At 64.2% G+C, this 18,657-nt stretch carries 16 protein-coding genes; 4 read left to right on the plus strand and 12 right to left on the minus strand.

From position 1 onward, the window contains the following. Window positions 1–9 precede the first annotated feature (9 nt). Both LY284_RS10880 and pyrC read right to left on the minus strand, forming a co-directional pair. Window positions 10–831, minus strand: coding sequence for a DUF3025 domain-containing protein (locus tag LY284_RS10880; protein WP_144403868.1), 822 nt, complete (start codon window positions 829–831; stop codon window positions 10–12). Continuing rightward, window positions 827–1,891, minus strand: a complete 1,065-nt coding sequence (gene pyrC, locus LY284_RS10885) for a dihydroorotase (protein ID WP_014190401.1) — start codon at window positions 1,889–1,891, stop codon at window positions 827–829. Before pyrC ends, LY284_RS10880 begins: the two co-directional genes overlap by 5 nt. A gap of 193 nt (window positions 1,892–2,084) precedes the next feature. On the opposite strand from pyrC, the gene LY284_RS10890 reads away from it, so the two are divergent. Beyond that, complete coding sequence (locus LY284_RS10890; protein ID WP_014190400.1) at window positions 2,085–2,987, plus strand: class II glutamine amidotransferase; 903 nt, start codon at window positions 2,085–2,087, stop codon at window positions 2,985–2,987. A 48-nt stretch (window positions 2,988–3,035) separates the two neighbouring features. Here LY284_RS10890 and LY284_RS10895 read toward each other — a convergent pair whose 3' ends face one another. The 6 genes from LY284_RS10895 to LY284_RS10920 all read right to left on the minus strand — a co-directional run bounded on the left by LY284_RS10895 (window position 3,036) and on the right by LY284_RS10920 (window position 8,828). After that, entirely contained in the window at window positions 3,036–3,761 is a 726-nt protein-coding gene (locus LY284_RS10895) for an amino acid ABC transporter ATP-binding protein (RefSeq protein ID WP_014190399.1), read from the minus strand. Next, the gene (gene gltK / locus LY284_RS10900) at window positions 3,758–4,435 is read right to left on the minus strand and encodes a glutamate/aspartate ABC transporter permease GltK (RefSeq protein WP_014190398.1); all 678 of its coding nucleotides are present in this window, start codon (window positions 4,433–4,435) and stop codon (window positions 3,758–3,760) included. The genes LY284_RS10895 and gltK overlap by 4 nt, the downstream gene beginning before the upstream one ends. Further along, entirely contained in the window at window positions 4,435–5,175 is a 741-nt protein-coding gene (locus tag LY284_RS10905) for an amino acid ABC transporter permease (protein WP_014190397.1), read from the minus strand. Before LY284_RS10905 ends, gltK begins: the two co-directional genes overlap by 1 nt. Window positions 5,176–5,243: 68 nt before the next feature. After that, complete coding sequence (locus LY284_RS10910; RefSeq protein WP_014190396.1) at window positions 5,244–6,137, minus strand: glutamate/aspartate ABC transporter substrate-binding protein; 894 nt, start codon at window positions 6,135–6,137, stop codon at window positions 5,244–5,246. A 297-nt stretch (window positions 6,138–6,434) separates the two neighbouring features. After that, complete coding sequence (locus LY284_RS10915; RefSeq protein ID WP_041730119.1) at window positions 6,435–7,748, minus strand: Glu/Leu/Phe/Val dehydrogenase; 1,314 nt, start codon at window positions 7,746–7,748, stop codon at window positions 6,435–6,437. 108 nt (window positions 7,749–7,856) lie between these two features. Then, complete coding sequence (locus LY284_RS10920; protein ID WP_233385965.1) at window positions 7,857–8,828, minus strand: LysR family transcriptional regulator; 972 nt, start codon at window positions 8,826–8,828, stop codon at window positions 7,857–7,859. 265 nt (window positions 8,829–9,093) lie between these two features. Between LY284_RS10920 and LY284_RS10925 the strand changes: the two genes are divergently transcribed. After that, a complete protein-coding gene (locus LY284_RS10925; protein ID WP_045450326.1) occupies window positions 9,094–10,482 on the plus strand; it encodes an MFS transporter in 1,389 nt (462 codons plus the stop codon). A gap of 7 nt (window positions 10,483–10,489) precedes the next feature. Here the strand turns inward: LY284_RS10925 and LY284_RS10930 are convergent, their stop codons facing one another. Continuing rightward, window positions 10,490–12,373 carry an ABC transporter ATP-binding protein/permease gene (locus LY284_RS10930; protein WP_233385975.1) on the minus strand — a complete coding sequence of 628 codons (1,884 nt, stop codon included), beginning with the start codon at window positions 12,371–12,373 and terminating at the stop codon, window positions 10,490–10,492. A 236-nt stretch (window positions 12,374–12,609) separates the two neighbouring features. On the opposite strand from LY284_RS10930, the gene LY284_RS10935 reads away from it, so the two are divergent. Beyond that, a complete protein-coding gene (locus tag LY284_RS10935) occupies window positions 12,610–13,005 on the plus strand; it encodes an acyl-CoA thioesterase (RefSeq protein WP_014190391.1) in 396 nt (131 codons plus the stop codon). Between the two features lie 6 nt (window positions 13,006–13,011). On the opposite strand, the gene LY284_RS10940 is transcribed toward LY284_RS10935, so the two are convergent. Beyond that, window positions 13,012–16,134: an EAL domain-containing protein gene (locus LY284_RS10940; RefSeq protein ID WP_233385984.1), complete on the minus strand. Its 3,123-nt coding sequence runs from the start codon at window positions 16,132–16,134 to the stop codon at window positions 13,012–13,014. A 210-nt stretch (window positions 16,135–16,344) separates the two neighbouring features. Next, complete coding sequence (locus tag LY284_RS10945; RefSeq protein WP_014190389.1) at window positions 16,345–16,824, minus strand: nitrate reductase associated protein; 480 nt, start codon at window positions 16,822–16,824, stop codon at window positions 16,345–16,347. Window positions 16,825–17,023: 199 nt separating this feature from the next. Here LY284_RS10945 and fdhD point away from each other — a divergent pair, with 199 nt between their 5' ends. After that, complete coding sequence (fdhD, locus tag LY284_RS10950; RefSeq protein WP_233386005.1) at window positions 17,024–17,851, plus strand: formate dehydrogenase accessory sulfurtransferase FdhD; 828 nt, start codon at window positions 17,024–17,026, stop codon at window positions 17,849–17,851. Window positions 17,852–17,857: 6 nt separating this feature from the next. Here the strand turns inward: fdhD and LY284_RS10955 are convergent, their stop codons facing one another. Then, on the minus strand, window positions 17,858–18,622 hold the full coding sequence (locus tag LY284_RS10955; RefSeq protein WP_233386006.1) for an enoyl-CoA hydratase: 765 nt from the start codon (window positions 18,620–18,622) through the stop codon (window positions 17,858–17,860). Window positions 18,623–18,657: the final 35 nt, after the last annotated feature.

Genomic DNA, 18,657 nt, shown 5'->3' on the forward strand with positions numbered 1-18,657 from the left:
ATTTTACCATCAGCGATTGCGCCGGCCCGGGCGGAACACGGACACGTCGTCATAAAAACCGGGCGATGCGTTCGCCTCCCACCAGCCCGGCACGCCCAGCACCGGCAACGGCGCGAAGGCGCGGCTCTCGAGCGGCTCGGCGAGAATGCCGTGCGCGATGCGCTCGTCGATGAGCGCGCGGCGGCCCGCATCGTCGAGCGTGAAATAGTCCGCGGGAACGTCCACGATCCAGGCGTGGCCGGTGCACGCCTTGTACGGCGCGACGAGCTTTTCGAGCAGCGCATGGCCGAAGATGCGCGCCTCGCAGCGCACGCCCCACGCCGCGCGTTCGTCGATGAACAGCGTGCGCCAGCCAAAGCCGCGCAGCGCGTGTCCAAGCGATGCATCGGCGCAGGCAAAGAGCACCGCGTTTTCATCGAAGAGCGTGAGCGCGTCGCGCACGCCGCCGCGTGTCGGCCCGATGCCGTGCTCGTCGATCTGCTCCGCCTGCCGCGCGTTGAGCGCCGCCTTGATGCGCGGATACGCGAACCACATCGAACCGTTGAAGAAATCGTGGAGATTGTGGCGCGTCGGCACACGGCCGGTCTGCGCGATGTGACCTTCGTATGACGCGCCCGCCGGCAGTTCTTCCTGCGCGATGAACGCAAGCGGCCGGCCACGGCCCGTGAGCAGCCCGGCGGCGGACGCGTCTTCGTTCAGCGTCGCGAGATAGCCGGAGTAACCGGTGAGCGCCGCCGCCTGCCAGCGCCTGCCGCGCGTCTCGATCGGCGCGAGCCAGGGCCGCGCCCAGTCGATATCGGCGAAACCCGCGCTCACGTGCGTCGTATCAATGCGCGTCGGAGAAACGCCAGCCGATCGACTCGCCGCCGCGCAGCGGGACGATCGTCGCGTCGCCGGCGTTGAATTCGGCGGGCAGCGTCCACGCGGCGCGTTCCAGCGTCACCTTTTCCGCGCTGCGCGGCAGGCCGTAGAAGTCCGCGCCGTGGAAGCTCGCGAAGCCTTCGAGCTTGTCCAGCGCGCCGGCCTTGTCGAACGCTTCCGCGTAGAGTTCGAGCGCGTGCAGCGCCGTATAGCAGCCCGCGCAGCCGCACGCGTGCTCCTTCAGGCCCTTCGGATGCGGCGCGCTGTCGGTGCCGAGGAAGTAACGCGGATTGCCCGACGTCGCGGCTTCGACGAGCGCCACGCGATGCGTCTCGCGCTTGAGCACCGGCAGGCAGTAGTAATGCGGACGCATGCCGCCGACCAGCATGATGTTGCGGTTATAGAGCAGATGATGCGCGGTGATCGTCGCGCCGATCGGACCATCGGCCTCGCGCACGTAGTCCGCGGCATCCTTCGTCGTGATGTGTTCGAACACGACCTTCAGCGCCGGAAAATCGCGGCGCAGTGGCGTCATCACGCGATCGATGAACACCTTTTCGCGATCGAACACGTCGATGTCGCCATCCGTCACTTCGCCGTGCGTGAGCAAGGGCATGCCCACTTCCTGCATCGCTTCGAGCGTTTTCGCGCACTTGCCGAGCAGATCCGTCACGCCCGCGTCGGAATTGGTCGTGGCGCCCGCCGGATAGAGCTTCACGCCGTGCACGAAGCCGCTTTCCTTCGCGCGGCGGATTTCGTCGGGCGGCGTGTTGTCGGTGAGATAGAGCGTCATCAGCGGCTCGAAGCGCGCACCCGCGGGCAGCGCCGCGAGAATGCGGCCGCGATACGCCGATGCCAGCTCGGTGGTCGTCACCGGCGGCTTTAGATTCGGCATGATGATTGCGCGGCCGAACTGGCGCGCCGTGTGCGGCAGCACCGCCGCGAGGGTCGCGCCGTCGCGCACGTGCAGGTGCCAGTCGTCGGGGCGCGCGATCGTGAGCGATTGAGGCGAGGAAGAGGTAGCGGACATGGCGAAATGACGGGAGACGTTGGAATGGCGCAAGTCCACGCGAAGAATGGGAAAAATCGCCGTGGAAAATCCACAACGCGCCCGCCTGAGAGCGCTCGCGCGATTTTTTCGCACTGACCTCGGTGATATGCTTGTCGGACGTATTGTAACAACCAGGCCCTGAGCCGCTCCATTAGCCGCCCGCCCCAGCATCATGTGCCAACTTCTTGGAATGAACTGCGCCGAACCCACGGACGTGACCTTCTCGTTCACCGGTTTCGCGGCGCGCGGCGGGGTGACGGATCATCACGCGGACGGTTGGGGCATCGCGTTTTTCGAGGACAAGGCCTGCCGGCTTTTCATCGATCATCAGTCGTCCGCCAGTTCGCCGCTCGCGGACATGGTGAAGCGCTATCCGATCAAATCGAAGAACACGATCGCGCATATCCGCAAGGCGACGCAGGGGCACATCCTGCTCGAAAACTGCCATCCCTTCATGCGCGAGCTGTGGGGACGGCACTGGATCTTCGCGCACAACGGCGATCTCGTCGGCCATGCGCCGGAGTTGACGGGCGTATATCAGCCGGTCGGTACGACGGACAGCGAACTTGCGTTCTGCGCGCTGCTGCAAGGCTTGCGCCGCGCGTTTCCCTGCTCGCAGCCGCCGCTCGAAGAACTCTTCGACGCGCTCGCCGAGCTCACGCGCGGCATCACGCAACACGGCGTGTTCAACTTCCTGATGTCGAACGGGCAGGCGCTCTTCTCGCACTGCTCGACACATTTGTACTATCTGGTGCGGAGCTGGCCGTTCTCGACGGCGCATCTGATCGACGCGGACATGTCGATCGACTTCGCCAAGTACACGACGCCGGAAGACCGCGTCGCGGTGATCGCCACGTCGCCGCTCACCGACAATGAAATCTGGACACGCTTCGCGCCCGGCGATCTCGCCATGTTCCAGGGCGGCGATCTTGCGCGTTCGGTGAACATTCCGGTGCCGGAGGAAGTCGCGAAGAAGGCGGCGGTGCCGCTTGCGAAGGCGTGCGTCGGTTCGGCGTTGAAGATCGACGACATCCGCTCGACGGCGGCGGTGGAAAGCGAACTCGGTATCGAATAAAAAAACGGCGCTTCATTTCGTGAAGCGCCGTTTCTTCTTGCAACGAGATCAGTGCAGGATTTTCGCCAGAAAATCCTTCGCCCGGTCCGACTTCGGATTCGCGAAGAACGCTTCCTTCTGGTCGTCCTCCACGATCAGCCCGCGGTCCATGAAGATCACGCGGTTCGCCACTTTCTTGGCAAAGCCCATTTCGTGCGTCACGCACATCATGGTCATGCCTTCCTGCGCGAGTTCGACCATCACGTCGAGCACTTCGTTGATCATCTCGGGATCGAGCGCGGACGTGGGTTCGTCGAAGAGCATCGCGATCGGGTCCATCGACAGTGCGCGCGCAATCGCCACGCGCTGCTGCTGACCGCCCGAAAGCTGGCCCGGGAACTTGTCCGCGTGCGCGCGCAGGCCGACGCGATCGAGCAGCTTCATGCCTTTTTGCGCGGCTTCGTCGTTCGAACGGCCGAGCACCTTGACCTGCGCGAGCGTCAGGTTTTGCGTGATCGTCAGATGCGGAAACAGCTCGAAGTGCTGAAACACCATGCCGACCTTCGAACGCAGCTTCGACAGATTCGTCTTCTTGTCGGTGAGCGACTGGCCGTTGATCGTGATCTCGCCCTTCTGGAACGGCTCCAGGCCGTTCACGGTCTTGATGAGCGTCGACTTGCCCGAACCCGACGGGCCGCACACCACGACGACCTCGCCCTTCTTCACTTCGGTCGTGCAGTCCGTCAGCACCTGAAACTGCCCGTACCACTTGGAAACATTCTTGATAGAGATCATCTTGCGACCTTTTTCTGAAGACTTTTGACGAGGGCCGACGCCACCACGCAGATCACGAAATAGCACGCGCCCGCGAACAGGATCATCTCGACGGATGTGCCGTCGCGGTCCCCGATGTTCGTCGCCGTGCGGAAGAAGTCCGCGAGACTGATGACGTACACGAGCGACGTATCCTGGAACAGAACGATGGCCTGCGTGAGCAGAAGCGGCACCATCGCGCGGAACGCCTGCGGCAGCACGACGAGCTTCATCGCCTGGCCGTAGGTCATGCCGAGCGCGAACGCCGCGTTCACCTGGCCGCGCGGCACCGCCTGAATGCCGGCGCGGATGATTTCCGAATAGTACGCGGCTTCGAACAGCGAGAACGCGACCATCGCCGAGGCGAGACGGATGTCGATATCCGCCGAGAGCCCGAGCACGTTCTGCAGCAGCTGCGGCACGATCAGGAAGAACCACAGCAGGACCATCACGAGCGGGATCGAGCGGAACAGTGTGACATACGCGCTCGCGAACCATTGCAGCGGCTTCACGCCCGAAAGCCGGAAAAGCGCGAGCACCGTTCCCCAGATGATGCCCACCACGATGGCGAGCACGGTGATCTGCAGCGTGATCTTGGCGCCCGTCATCAGCGTGGGCCACTGCGTGAGAATGTCACTCCAGTTGAACTGATGCATTACTTGCCTCCGATGTAGCCAGGCAGCCGCGTCTTCGCCTCGACCCAGCGCATGAGCTGCATCACGACGAGGTTGATGATCATGTAGGCAATCGTCACCGCGATGAACGACTCATACGTCTGCGCCGTGTAGTCCACGAGCTGGCGCGCCTGCGCGGACAGATCGAGCAGACCGATGGTCGATGCCACCGCCGAGTTCTTGAACACGTTGAGGAATTCCGACGTGAGCGGCGGCACGATGATGCGGTACGCGACCGGCATCAGCACATAGCGATACGTCTGCCATTGCGTGAAGCCCATCGCGAGGCCCGCGTTGCGCTGTCCGCGCGGCAGCGCGTTGATGCCCGAGCGCACCTGTTCGCACACGCGCGCGCCGGTGAAGAGCCCGAGACAGATGATCGACGACGAAAAGAACTGCGCGGAAGGCGGCAGTTGCTTGAACCAGTTGCCCCACGAGACGGGCAGCAGTTCCGGTATCACGAGATACCAGACGAAGAACTGCACGATCAGCGGAATGTTACGGAAGATCGCAACGTAGACGGTGCCGATGCCTGCCAGCGTGCGATTCGGGACCGTGCGCAAGATGCCGAACAACGAGCCGACCACGAGCGCGATCACCCACGCCGCGAGCGACACGGTAATCGTCACCCAGAAGCCGGAGATCAGCCAGCCGAGATAAGTGGTGGGCTCGCCGGTCGAAACCGGACTCAGCAGTACGCCCCAGTTCCAGTGATAAGACATGGACTCACTCCAAAAAGAAACGGAAGAAGCAAGCTCCTTCCGTTTCGTCTGTTCGATTACCGAACCGGTTAGTCGATTGCCTTGTCATTCGGGCTCTTGTAGAGAGCCTTCATGTCGTCACTTTCAGGGAAGTTGAGGTTGAGACCCTTCGGCGGGATCGGGCTTTCGAACCACTTCTTGTAGATCTTGTCCGCTTCGCCCGACGTTTCGACCTTGGCGATCGCGTCATCGACGACCTTCTTGAACTCCGGATCGTTCTTGCGGATCATGCAGCCGTACGCTTCATGCGATTGCGGCGCGCCGACGATCACGAAATCGTTCGGGTTGTTCGACTTGGCGCGCTCGCCGGCGAGCAAGGCGTCGTCCATCATGAACGCGACGGCGCGGCCGGTCGACAGCGTCAGGAACGATTCGCCGTGATCCTTCGCGCTGATGATGTTCATGCCCATGTTCTTGTCCTGATTCATCTTGCGAAGCAGGCGCTCGGACGTGGTGCCGGCGGTCGTCACGACGGTCTTGCCCTTCAGGTCGGCCCAGTCCTTCACGCCGGAATCCTTCTTGGTCATGAGGCGCGTGCCGATGACGAAGATCGTGTTCGAGAAGGAAACCTGCTGCTGGCGCTCGGCGTTGTTCGTGGTCGAGCCGCACTCGATATCCACGGTGCCGTTCTGCACGAGCGGAATGCGGTTCTGCGAGGTGATCGGCGTGAGCTTCACCTTCAGGTCCTGCATGCCGAGCTTCTGCTTGACCGCTTCCACGACTTTCAGCGCGAACTCGTGCGAATAGCCGACGACGTTCTGCTTGTCGTCATAGTAGGAAAACGGAATGGACGATTCGCGATGCCCCAGCGAGATCACACCCGTGTCCTTGATCTTCTTGAGCGTGCCGGCGTCCTGAGCGTAAGCGCTCGTTGCGATGAACCCGAGCGCGGCGACGAGCAGCGCAGCCTTTTTAATCTTCATTGTTCGATCTCCTGTGGCAAAAAACGGGGCAAGTTTAGCAGGGTAATTATTCTGAAAGAATGATTGTTAACCCACGTCGTCTTATTTGCGAGACGGTCGGTGCAACCCGCTGCGAGCGCGCATATTACTGGCGTTTTAGCGCAGATGCTTGACCGAATACAGCTAGGCCGCCGACCTGTAGTTTTAATGCAAATGCGGGCGGCATTCCCGTGGGAATACCGCCCGCACTTTTAAAGGGCGCGATCGCAACCCGCTTTCCGCGAGCTGCTCGCCGGACACGCTTCGAAGCGCATCGGATCAGGGATACAGACCGCGCATTTCGCGCGCCTGCAAGATGCGCGTACACGCGACGATGAACGCCGCCGTGCGCACCGACACCTGGTGCTCGCTCGCGACCTGCCACACGCCGGCGAACGCTTCGCGCATGACGCGCTCGAGACGCTGGTTGATCTCGTCCTCGGTCCAGAAGAAGCTGGAGAAATCCTGCACCCATTCGAAGTACGACACGGTCACGCCGCCCGCATTCGCGATCACGTCGGGAATGACGAGGATGCCCTTGTCGGTGAGGATGTCGTCCGCCGCGGTCGTGGTCGGGCCGTTCGCGCCTTCCACGACGATCTTCGTGCGAATCTTCGCCGCGTTCTTCTCGGTGATCTGATTTTCCAGCGCCGCCGGAATCAGGATGTCGCTTTCGATCATCCAGAATTCTTCCGCCTGCACCGGGTCAGCGCCCGCGAAACCGCCCACGCCGCCGTTCTTCGCGACGTGATCGAGCAGCGCGATGGTATCGAGGCCCTTCGAGTTATGAATCGTGCCGGTGTGATCCTGCACGGCGATCACCTTCGCGCCCGCTTCCTGGAACAGCTTCGCCGCGATGCCGCCGACGTTGCCGAAGCCCTGCACCGCGATGCGCGCGCCTTCGATTTCCATGCCGATGCGCCGCGCCGCTTCCGTGCCGACGACGAACACGCCGCGTCCCGTCGCTTCCTTGCGGCCGAGCGAGCCGCCGAGCGAGATCGGCTTGCCGGTCACGACGCCCGTCGCCGTCTGGCCCTGGTTCATGGAGTACGTGTCCATCATCCACGCCATGATCTGCTCGTTCGTGTTCACGTCCGGCGCGGGAATGTCCGTGTTCGGCCCGATGATGATGCCGATCTCGCTCGTATAACGACGCGTCACGCGTTCGAGTTCGCCGCGCGACAGCGTGCGCGGATCGACGCGGATGCCGCCCTTCGCACCGCCGTACGGCACGTTCACGGCCGCGTTCTTCACCGACATCCACGCGGACAGCGCCATCACTTCGGAGAGCGTCACATCCTGGTGGTAACGCACGCCGCCCTTGCCGGGACCGCGCGACGTGTTGTGCTGCACGCGGTAGCCTTCGAAGTGCGCGACGGTGCCGTTATCGAGTTCGATGGGGCAATCGACGACGAGAATGCGCTTCGGACGCTTGAGGGTTTCGAGCCAGCGGGAGAGCGAACCGAGATACGGGGCGACGCGGTCGACCTGCTGCAGATAGTTTCCCCACGGTCCGAGATCGTCGGCATGGAGATACGACGGAATGGCGTGTTTTGCGTCCGGCGCTTGCACAGGTTGCTTCGAGGCAGACATTGAGGCTCCAGCGGTGAAGGAATGCGCTCATTGTCGAAAAACGGCGTTTCCAAATCCAATGCCGTTTGATCATCCCGTCATGCAATTTCTGCATAACGTCGGAGCGCCCTACGCGGCGGGCTTTTCCGCGGACTCCTTCTGCAACTCCTCGCCGACGGCATCCCAGAGCGCGCGCATCAACGCCTGACGCGGTTCCTCGCCGGCGGCGGCGAGCTTGTCCCGATAAAGCCGGATTTCCATCGTCAGCGTGAACTGGCCGGCGGGCGTGCCGCGTGTGCCGCGATCGAGGCGCACGAGCCGCCCCTCTTCCACCGCGTCCTCGACCGCGCTGTGCGGCAGAAACGCGACGCCGTGGCCCGCGAGCGCCATCGCTTTCAGTCCTTCGGCCATGTCGGTTTCATAGACCTTGTCGAGATAGAGCCGTGTGGGCGCGGTCGCGATGATCACTTCCGTCATGCGCCCGAGATACGCGTTCGGCGTGTACGACAGATACGGCGCGGGCGACTCCGCCGTCGCGGGCAGCGTGAAGCGCGCGCGGCCGCCTTTCGTGACCGCCGAGAACGGGCTGATCGGCTCCGCGCCGAGCGTGAGCATGTCGTGGCGTGCCGGATCGAGTGCGACCGGATGACTCGGATGGTGATAGCCCATCACGAGATCGCAGCCGCCTTCAACGAGCGACAGCACCGCATCGTGCACGTTGAGCGCGCGCAACCGCGTGCGGATGCGCCCGAGCCGCGCCTCGATGTGTTCGAGCCAGCGCGGAAAGTACGTGAGCGAAAGCGTGTGCGGCACGGCGAATTCGATGGTCGCCGAGGGCACGCCGCCCTGCCCGCGCAGCAGCGTGCGCGCCTCGTGGAACTGCGAGAGCATCGCGAGCGCCTGTTCGTAGAACACGTTGCCGGCTTGCGTGAGGCGTGTCGGATACACGGAGCGGTCGATGAGCTCCGTGCCGAGCCACGCTTCCAGCGCCTGGATGCGTCGCGAGAACGCGGGCTGCGTGATGTGCCTCAGTTCGGCGGAGCGGCTAAAGCTGCGCGTCTCCGCAAGCGAGACGAAGTCTTCCAGCCATTTGAGTTCCATGTCGATGCGCGCGTGAGGACCAAGACCGCACATTCTAGCGGGCGCATGAACCGTGCAAAGGCGCAGCGCACCAACGTCAGGCGGCGGCGCACACGCGCGGTGCTCTCGTGTCCGGACGACGCCGCCCGCGCTCTCGCTCGCGGGCCGCGTCAGCGCTGGCGCGACATGTCGCATCGCTCGAATGGGTATTCCATTGGCATGATGCTTGCAATTTTCAGGGCCATCGCCTGCCGGTTCGGCAGCGCGCGCATCCACGGTACATGCAATGTCCAATCTGATCGCATCGCTCAAGAGCGGCAACTGGCGCTCGCTGCTCGCCTGCTTCCTTTACTTCGACACGGGCTTCACCGTCTGGGTGCTGTACGGGCCGCTCGCGCCGTTCATCGGCCGCGACGTGACGATGTCCGCCGCGCAACAGGGCTTTCTGGTCGCGGTGCCGGTGCTCGCCGCGGCGATCCTGCGCGTGACGCTCGGCAATCTCTATCAATCCGCCGACGGACGGCGCGTCGCGCTGATGGGCGTCGCGCTGTCGTCGATTCCATCGATCGTGCTGCCGCTCATGTCCGGCGCGCCGTCGTATTCGCTTCTGCTCGTGCTCGGCGTGTTTCTCGGCATGGGCGGCGCGAGCTTCGCCGTCGCGCTGCCGATGGCCGGCAGCAACTATCCGCCGAAGGTGCAAGGGCTCGTGCTCGGTCTCGCCGCCGCGGGCAACATCGGCGCGGTGCTCGACGGCTTCCTGTTCCCGCATCTCGCCGATGCCTTCGGCTGGCGGATGTCGACCGCCGCCGCCTTGCCGCTGCTCGCCATCACGGCGGTCGCGCTCTACGCGTGGGCGGCGGATGCGGGCGAGAAAACCGGCAGCACGATGCGCGCGCTGTCCAGCTTCGCGGTGACGCTTTTCAGCCTGATCGTGCTCGTGCTCGCGGTGCACGGTGGCGTGTTCGGCGGCGGCAGGGCCGGCGTGCTGCTGTTGCCTGTGATTGGCGCGCTGATCGCCATCGCGGTGCTGCCGCGGCGCTACCGGTCGGTGCTGCGCGAGCGCGATACGTGGGTCGTCATGCTCATCTACAGCATCACGTTCGGCGGATTCGTGGGGATGTCGTCGTATGTGACGCTCCTGCTCACGTCGCTGTATCAGATGCCGAAGCTCGAAGCCGGCCTCTTCATGTCGCTGCTCGCGTTTCTCGGCGCGATCGTGCGACCGTTCGGCGGCTATGTCGCGGATCGCGTGACGGGCGTGCGCGCGCTGCTCGTGCTGCTCGCCGCGATTGCCGCCGGCGACTTCGCATTCGCGATCTTCATGCCGCCGGTTGCGGGCGGTCTCGCGATCCTCGTTTGCCTGTATATCGCGTTCGGGCTGGGCAACGGTTCGACGTTCCAGCTCGTGCCGCATCGCTGGAAGGGCAAGACGGGGCTGCTGTCGGGGATCGTCGGCGCGGCGGGCGGCATCGGCGGGTTCTATCTGCCGGTGATCATGGGCATCGCCAAGGAAAGCACCGGCAGCTATCAGATGGGCTTCGCCACTTTCGGCGTGCTCGCGACCTGCGCGTTCGGCGCGCTGTTCGTGCTGCGCGGGCAGTGGCTGCGCTGGTCGTCGACTTCGTCGCACTCGCACGATGGCGTCGCGATCGGCGGGGCGCATGCGATGGAGTGAGCGCGGGTCATTCGCCCAACGCCGCGAGCGCCGTCTCGCCCTCGCCGGGCACGACGGCGCGTTGCTGCTGCAACGCCCACATCTGCGCAAACAGCCCGCCCGCGCTCAGCAATTCCGCGTGCGTGCCGCGCTCCACGATGCGTCCGTGATCCATCACGATGATCTGCTGCGCGTGCACGACCGTCGAAAGCCGGTGCGCGATGATGAGCGTTGTCCTCTCGCGCGCGATCGAATCGAGTTCGCGCTGAATCGCGCGCTCGGATTTCGAATCGAGCGCGGACGTGGCTTCGTCGAAAATCAAAATGGGCGGGTTCTTGAGGAGCGTGCGCGCGATCGCGACGCGCTGCTTCTCGCCACCCGACAGCTTCAGCCCGCGCTCACCGACCGCCGTGTCGTAGCCCGCCGGCAGCGCTTCGATGAACTCGTGGATATGCGCCGCGCGCGCCGCTGCAATCACTTCCTCGCGGCTCGCCGACGGCCGTCCGTACGCGATGTTGTAGTAGATCGAATCGTTGAAGAGCACCGTATCCTGCGGCACGATGCCGATTGCCGTGCGCAACGAATCCTGCGTCACGTCGCGAATGTCCTGCCCGTCGATCGTGATGCTTCCGCCCTGCGCGCGATCGAGATCGTAGAAGCGAAAAAGCAGGCGGCCGAGCGTCGATTTGCCCGAACCGCTGTGTCCGACCACCGCGGTCGTCGTGCCGGCCGGAATCGTGAAATCGACGCCATGCAGAATCTGCCGCGCCTTCTCGTACGCGAAGCTCACGTTCTCGAAACGCACTTCGCCGCCACGGACGGCGAGCGGCGGCGCGTTTGGCGCATCGGGCACTTCGCGGCCCGCGGATAGCAGCGTGAACATGCGATCCATGTCGGTCAGCGCCTGCTTCAGTTCGCGATACACCACGCCTAAAAAATTCAGCGGGATATAAAGCTGCAGCATGAACGTGTTGATGAGCACGAGATCGCCGAGCGTGAGCCGCCCCGCCATCACGCCCTGCGTCGCGCGCCACAGAATGAACACGAGCCCGAGGCCGATGATCGTCTGCTGCCCGAAATTCAGCATCGACAGCGAGCGCTGCGACTTGATCGCCGCCGTACGATAACGCTGCAGGTTTTCATCGTAACGGCGCGCTTCCCACGCTTCGTTGCCGAAGTACTTCACGGTCTCGTAGTTGAGCAGCGAATCGATCGCGCGCGAGTTCGCCTTCGAGTCGAGATCGTTCATCGTGCGGCGAAAGTGCGTGCGCCACTCGGTCACTTTCACCGTAAACACGATGTACGTCACGAGCGCGACGAACGTGACGATCGCGTAGTACGCCTCGTATTTCGTCACGAAGAACGCGAGCACGAGCCCGACTTCGACGAGCGTCGGCAAGATGCTGTACAGCGAATAGGAGACGAGTTGCTGAATGCCGCGAGTACCGCGTTCGATATCGCGCGACATGCCGCCCGTCTGCCGCTCCAGATGAAAACGCAGCGACAGCGAATGCAGATGACGAAACACCTGCAGCGCGAGTTGCCGCACGGCGCTTTCGGTGACTTTGGCAAAGAGCAGTTCGCGCAGCTCGGTAAAGAGCGAGGTCGAAAGCCGCACGCCCGCATACGCGACCACCAGCAGCCCGATACCGCCGATCAGCACGATGCCCGGCGCATCGTTCGCGCGCCCGAGCGCGGTGAGATGCTGCACGGAGGCGAGACCATCGACGATATGCTTCATCACGATCGGCACGCCGAGGTTCGCGACCTTCGCGCCGATCAGGCAGGTCAGCGCTAACGCGACGCGCCATTTGTACGTGGTGAGATAAGGCAGCAGCGAGCGGATCGTCTGCCAGTCGTTGCGCGGGCCCTGGGGCATGGGCCCGGGCTCGCTGTTGGAATAGCGGCGCATGAGTCGTATTGTGTGAGCGCGTCGCGTGGGGGCGCGGCGTCGGGGACGCTTATAGTCGAAGCGGGAGCACGTCGGCCACATGCTTTCCCGTACAATTTACTGGAAGCCCCTGGCGCTTTCGAGGTCATTGCCTCGCGCCCGCGGGCCTCTTCATAAATAGGCATTGTCGCAGAAGCTTCAAGGGGCCGCTTGGCGCCGCGAGCCTCGGCCCATGCCCGCAAACCGGACTCTCTTCCATGGCCGAACCATCGACACTTCCCGACAAGCACGTCGCGCTGCGCGTCGTGCCCCAACCCAGCGACGCCAACGTCCACGGCGACGTCTTCGGCGGCTGGATCATGGCGCAAGTGGATATCGCCGGCGCCATTCCGGCGAGCCGCCGCGCGAACGGCCGCGTCGCGACCGTCGCGGTGAATTCGTTTCTGTTCAAACATCCGGTGTTCGTCGGCGATCTGCTCAGCTTTTACGCCGATATCGTGAAGACCGGCAACACGTCCGTGACGGTGTCGGTCGAGGTGTATGCGCAGCGCATGAGCCTCGCCGAAGAAGTCGTCAAGGTGACGGAAGCCACGCTCACCTACGTCGCGACCGACCGCGACCGCCGTCCGCGCGTGCTGCCGTCGCTCGACTGAAGAGACTCAGTGAGGCAGCACGCCTTGCTGTAGCAGGCCGGGAATCGCCTCGTGCGGCATCGGGCGCGAGAACAGATAGCCTTGCATCTCGTCGCAATCGCGTTCGCGCAGGAAGTCGTGCTGCGCGTGCGTTTCCACGCCTTCCGCGATCACCTGCAATTCCAGCGAATGCGCGAGCGCGATGATCGCCGACGTGATGGTTTCGTCGTCGCTCGACGCGCCGATATCCGCGACGAACGAGCGGTCGATCTTCAGCCGATGCACCGGAAAGCGCTTCAGATACGAAAGGCTCGAATAGCCCGTGCCGAAGTCGTCGATGGCAATGCCGATACCCAGCGCCGATAGCTCCGAAAGCATCGTGATGGCTTCCTCGGCGTTGCGCATGATCGCGCTTTCGGTGAGTTCGAGTTCGAGATAGCGCGGCGCGAGGCCGGTCTCTTCGAGCACGGACGTCACGAGCCGCGCAATGTTGCGCTGCTGAAAATGCCGCGCCGACAGATTCACCGAAACGCGCGCCGGCGGCAGTCCGGCATCCTGCCACGCCTTGTTCTGCCGGCACGCCTCGCGCAGCACCCATTCGGACAGCGGCCCGATCAGCCCGCTCTCCTCCGCCACCGGAATGAACGACGCCGGCGAGACCAGTCCCTGCTCGGGATCGAGCCAGCGCACGAGCGCCTCGATGCCGACAATCGCCCGCGTCGTCATGTCCACCTGCGGCTGATAGTGCAGCAGGAACTCGCCGTCACGCAGCGCGCGGCGCAGGCGGCGTTCGAGATTCATGCGCGCGCCGACGCTCGCGTTCATCTCCGGCTGAAAGAACTGGTACGTATTGCGGCCCATGTCCTTCGCGCGGTACATCGCGAGATCGGCCTTCTTCATGACGGTTTCGGCGTCGTCGCCGTCTTGCGGGAAGAGACTCGCGCCCATGCTGCAGCCCACGTACAGCTCGGTGTCGTCGAGCCAGACCGGCTCGGAGATCGCCGCACGCGTGCGCTCCATCCACGCGATCAGGCCGGCTTCGTCGGTGAGATCGGGCAGCACGACGACGAACTCGTCGCCACCGTGACGCGCCACGGTATCGCTCGACCGCGCCGAGCGCGCGAGCCGATCCGCGATCACCGCGAGCAGCCGGTCGCCGACGCTATGGCCGAGGCTGTCGTTCACGTTCTTGAAGCCGTCGAGATCCATGAACACGACGGCGATCTTCGTCTCGCGCCGCCGCGCCGTCTCGATCGCGTGCTGCAGCCGGTCGCGCAGCAGATTGCGGTTCGGCAGGCGCGTGAGCGTGTCGTAATTCGCCTGATATTCGAGCTCTTCCTGATAGCGCATCAGGTCGGTCACGTCGTTGATGATGCCGATGTGATGCGTGGTCAATCCCTGCGCGTTCGGCACGGGCGCGACGAAAAGCTGATTCCAGAAGAGCGCACCGTCCTTGCGATAGTTGCGCACCACGACGCTCGCCTCCGTGTTGACGGCGAGCGCGCGGCGAATCGCGGTGAGCCCGTCCTGATCGCCGTCCGGTCCGTGCAGGAAGCGGCAATCGTGGCCGATGACCTCGTTCGGGTCGTAACCGGTGATGCGCTTGAACGCCGGATTCGCGTATTCGATCACGTTCGCGCCGTCGACCACGCCCGTGATCAGGATCGCGTTCACGCTCGCGTCGAGCGCGCGGCTTTGCAGGCGCAGCGCAAGCTCGGCGCGCTTGTGATCGGTGACATCGTGATACGAGCCGAGTATGCCGATCGTCTGGCCTTCGCCATCGAGCAACGGCAGCTTGCTGGAGACCACGGTACGCAACTCGTCGCCCATCACGATATCGCGCTCGTGATGCATCTTCGGCACCGTCGTGACGATGACTTCTTCGTCGTCGGCGCGCACGACATCCGCGAGCGCGCTCCACGGCAGTTCAAAATCCGTCTTGCCGATGACCTGCTCGTTGTACGCAAGACCCGCGTCGCGCGCGAACGCGTTGTTGCAGCCGAGATAGCGCGACTCGCGGTCCTTCCAGAACACGCGCTGCGGAATATTGTCGATGACCGCTTCGAGCATCTCGTTCGAGCGGCGCGCCTCGGCTTCCGCGTTGATGCGATCCGTGACGTCGTTGGCCAGCATGAAGATGCCGGGCCGGTTCGAATAGGCGAGCGCGTGATGCGACACATCGGCGCTGACGATCGAGCCGTCCTTGCAGCGATAGCGCCACACGCCCGCCGGGCCTTGTCCGGAGATCGCCGACATCGGCCCGTCGCCCGTTTCGCGGCCGCTGCGCGCGAGCCGCGCGGCGAAGCTGTCGAAGTCGTCGGCGTGGTGCAGATCGCGCAGCGTCATGTTCATGAACTCCGGCTCGTTGAAGCCGAAGCGTGCGATCGCGGCCGGATTCACGGCAATGAAGCGCATCGTTTCGCGATCGACGATCCACATCGGCACGGGATGCGCCTCGAACATGCCGCGAAAGCGTTCGTTGCTGCGCTGCCTTGCGCGCACGACGCCGAGCTTTTCGCGCGACTGACGCTCGTGGCTCGCGAACAGATAGATGAGCACGCCGCTGCCCGCGAGCATCGTGAAGACGAGCAGCAGCATGGTGCCGCTCGACGCCTGCGCGGACTCGTCGAGCGCGCTGATCGTCGCATTGTCGATGCGCGTGCGCATGGCGGCGATTTCTTCGTCGACGGCCTGCTGATCTTCGCCCAGCGTGACGAACGCGGCGTCGGCCCAGGCGCGGGAGTCGTCGGGACGGGCGTGCTTCGCCTTCTCGAACGCCTGATCGGCGTCACGGCGCATTACGGCGGCGCGTGCGGCGAGCGCATCGAAGGCGGCGCTCAGGCCGGGCTCCATCGCGAATTGCGCGCGCAGGCCGCTTTCGAGCGCATCGAGATGCGCGACGCGCTCCTGATGGCGCGCTTCGGTATCGGCGATGCCGGTCGCTTCGAAACGGCTCAGTTGCGTGAGCGATTCGCCGAGCGAGCCGCGATACGCCGCGAGATCGCGCAGGAGGCTCATCGAGCGCAGCGTGCGGGCGTCGCTGTCGCGCAATCCGCCGATGCGTTCGCACGCGACGAACGCATTCGCGCCGAGCGCGGCCAGAACGACGGCGATGTTGACGAGCAAACCTCTGGAGAGGAATCGGGTCATGAGCGGCGGGCTGAATCCTTGGATGCGCGTCGAACGCGCATCGAGGCCTGAGCGCGTCCACGCGAATGCGCGGCGTGAAAGCATTCCACGCCGCGATTAATGGATAACGCCCAATAACGGCACCGCTCGCCCTATATTTAGGGCTTGTCCGCAAATAATCCGACTAAAGCGCACGCTTAACGTTTGCGTGCCCTGCTCCCGATCCGCGGGTCAGTCGGCGAGGCCGAATTCGCGCATCGCGGGCAGAAAGTCGTGATTGACCTTGTCCGTGTTGCGCGAGAGTTTCGCGAGCGCATAGCGCTGGAAACGGTCGAGCTTGCCCCAGCCGTCGAGGCTCGGCGCGCTGATGCCGCACAGGCTGCTTTGCCGGATCACGGCTTCCGGCACGGCGTCGGCATGCGCCCAGACGGGCTCGGGATCGCGCTCGATCTGCTCGGGCGCGGCGTTGGCGTGCGTCTTCATCATCTCTTCGAGCGCGAGATCGAAGTTCTTTTCGAGTTCGGCGTCGTCTTCGACCGGAAAGCGCGCGAGCAGCACGCGATCGGCGTGCGGAAGCTGCTGCCATTGGTCGAGCGTGATGCGCATGCCGAAGCGATCGAGATTGAAGCGCACGGCGAGCGGAATGAAGCGCAGATTGTCCGAGGATTCGACTTCGAATCCAAAGAGACGGGCGGCGTCGTAGAGTCCCATAACAAGCCTCGTTGGATTGCGCGGGGTGCGCGGCGCGCATCGCCCGCTTAAGTTATTGTAGGGCCTAGGATCTGGCTGGAACCATTGCAATCTAGCCGCTGTTCGCGGTTCGATGCGTGCGGACAGCAACCGAACAGCAACAATAGGCAGCAAGTCACATACCCGACTTTACTCGAAGTGCGCGGTCAGGAGCATTGAAGTGAACCAACTCGAAACCGACGATCAACCCGGCTTCGTCGAGCGCCAGGTGCGCCGGCACCGTCACGGCGAGAGCGCGATCGCGGCGGATAACGTCGGTCAGGAATGGCCCGTCGCGCTCGTGTACAACGGCATCTCGCACGCGGTGATGATGTGCACGCCGCGCGATCTCGAAGCCTTCGCGGTGGGCTTTTCGCTGACCGAAGGCATCGTCGAGCGCGGCAGCGATATCCACGACATCGAAGTCTATTTCCGCGACGACGGCGTCGCCTTGCCGCATGCCGAAGTGCACCTGCAGGTCGTGCAGCAGGCGTTCGCGGCACTCAAGGACAAGCGGCGCGCGCTCGCGGGCCGCACGGGTTGCGGCGTGTGCGGCATCGAGAGCATCGACTTGCTGGATCTTCAGCCCGAGCGCGTGCCGGACACGGGCTTCTTGAACCGTCTCGCGCCCGACGCCATCGAGCGCGCCGCGCGCGAATTGCCCGCGCATCAGCGGTTGACGAAACTCACGGGCGGCCTGCACGCCGCCGCATGGTGCGACGAGACCGGCTCCGTGCGCCATGCGTTCGAGGATGTCGGACGCCACAACGCGCTCGACAAGCTCATCGGCCAGTTGATCCTCGCGCGCGAGGACACGACGCAGGGCTTCGTGTTCCTGTCGAGCCGCGCAAGCTACGAGCTCGTGCGCAAATCGGCGCGCGTGGGCGTGCCGATGATCGCGACGATCTCCGCGCCGACCTCGCTCGCCATCGCGATTGCGAAGCAGGCGAGCCTGCGGCTCGTCAGCTTCGCGCGCGAAAACAGCTTCGTCGAATACGACGTGGAATGACGCGGCTTATTCGAACTGGCTGAAGTTCGGCTTGCGCTTGTCGAAGAACGCCTGAAACGCCTCGCGCGCTTCCGGCGCGACGAGCATCCGCGCGAAATGCGCGGCTTCGTCTTCCATGCGCGCGGTCACTTCGCCGGCGTGCGCGCTTTTCATCAGCGACTTGGTCACGCGCAGCGACGACGCCGGCAGCAGCGCGAGCCGCTTCGCCTTGTCGAGCGCGTAGGCATCGAGCCCGGCGGCATCGATCGCGCCGTTGACGAAGCCCATGCCGATCGCTTCGTTCACGTCGAACGCTTCGCCCAGCAGGAGCTTTTCCGCCGCGCGCTGATAGCCCGCCGTGCGCGGCAGCAGAAGACTCGACGCCGCTTCCGGGCACAGCCCGAGCTGCGAGAACGGCAACGAGAATTTCGCGTTCGCACTCGCGTAGACGATGTCGCAATGCAGGAGCATCGTCGTGCCGATACCCACCGCCGTGCCCGCCACCGCCGCCACGATCGGCTTCGGGAAAGCGGCGATGCGCCGCAGGAACTGGAACACGGGCGCGTCCAGCCCTTTCGGCGGATCGTTCAGGAAGTCGTCGAGATCGTTGCCCGCACTGAACGTCGTGCCGATGGCGCGGATCAGCACCGCGCGCACCGTCGGGTCCATCTCGGCTTCGTAAAGGCCGTCGGCCATTTCCTGATACATCGCCGCGGTGATCGCGTTCTTCTTCTCCGGACGGTTGAGCACGATGCTCAGCACGCCGTCCGCGCGTTCGATCTGAATCTCCATCCGCTGTCTCCTGTATTGCGTCCACGCGCCTTTGC

The organism is Caballeronia sp. PC1 (assembly GCF_021353155.1).
Lineage (GTDB): Bacteria > Pseudomonadota > Gammaproteobacteria > Burkholderiales > Burkholderiaceae > Caballeronia > Caballeronia cordobensis.

Excerpts from the sequence above, each read along its gene's own strand:
- LY284_RS10955 (WP_233386006.1), bottom strand. The coding sequence starts at position 18,622 with ATGGAGATTCAGATCGAACGCGCGGACGGCGTGCTGAGCATCGTGCTC.
- LY284_RS10910 (WP_014190396.1), bottom strand. The coding sequence starts at position 6,137 with ATGAAGATTAAAAAGGCTGCGCTGCTCGTCGCCGCGCTCGGGTTCATC.
- pyrC (WP_014190401.1), bottom strand. The coding sequence starts at position 1,891 with ATGTCCGCTACCTCTTCCTCGCCTCAATCGCTCACGATCGCGCGCCCC.
- LY284_RS10930 (WP_233385975.1), bottom strand. The coding sequence starts at position 12,373 with ATGCGCCGCTATTCCAACAGCGAGCCCGGGCCCATGCCCCAGGGCCCG.
- LY284_RS10940 (WP_233385984.1), bottom strand. The coding sequence starts at position 16,134 with ATGACCCGATTCCTCTCCAGAGGTTTGCTCGTCAACATCGCCGTCGTT.
- LY284_RS10920 (WP_233385965.1), bottom strand. The coding sequence starts at position 8,828 with ATGGAACTCAAATGGCTGGAAGACTTCGTCTCGCTTGCGGAGACGCGC.
- LY284_RS10915 (WP_041730119.1), bottom strand. The coding sequence starts at position 7,748 with ATGTCTGCCTCGAAGCAACCTGTGCAAGCGCCGGACGCAAAACACGCC.
- LY284_RS10945 (WP_014190389.1), bottom strand. The coding sequence starts at position 16,824 with ATGGGACTCTACGACGCCGCCCGTCTCTTTGGATTCGAAGTCGAATCC.
- gltK (WP_014190398.1), bottom strand. The coding sequence starts at position 4,435 with ATGCATCAGTTCAACTGGAGTGACATTCTCACGCAGTGGCCCACGCTG.
- LY284_RS10890 (WP_014190400.1), top strand. The coding sequence starts at position 2,085 with ATGTGCCAACTTCTTGGAATGAACTGCGCCGAACCCACGGACGTGACC.
- LY284_RS10895 (WP_014190399.1), bottom strand. The coding sequence starts at position 3,761 with ATGATCTCTATCAAGAATGTTTCCAAGTGGTACGGGCAGTTTCAGGTG.
- LY284_RS10935 (WP_014190391.1), top strand. The coding sequence starts at position 12,610 with ATGGCCGAACCATCGACACTTCCCGACAAGCACGTCGCGCTGCGCGTC.
- LY284_RS10925 (WP_045450326.1), top strand. The coding sequence starts at position 9,094 with ATGTCCAATCTGATCGCATCGCTCAAGAGCGGCAACTGGCGCTCGCTG.
- LY284_RS10905 (WP_014190397.1), bottom strand. The coding sequence starts at position 5,175 with ATGTCTTATCACTGGAACTGGGGCGTACTGCTGAGTCCGGTTTCGACC.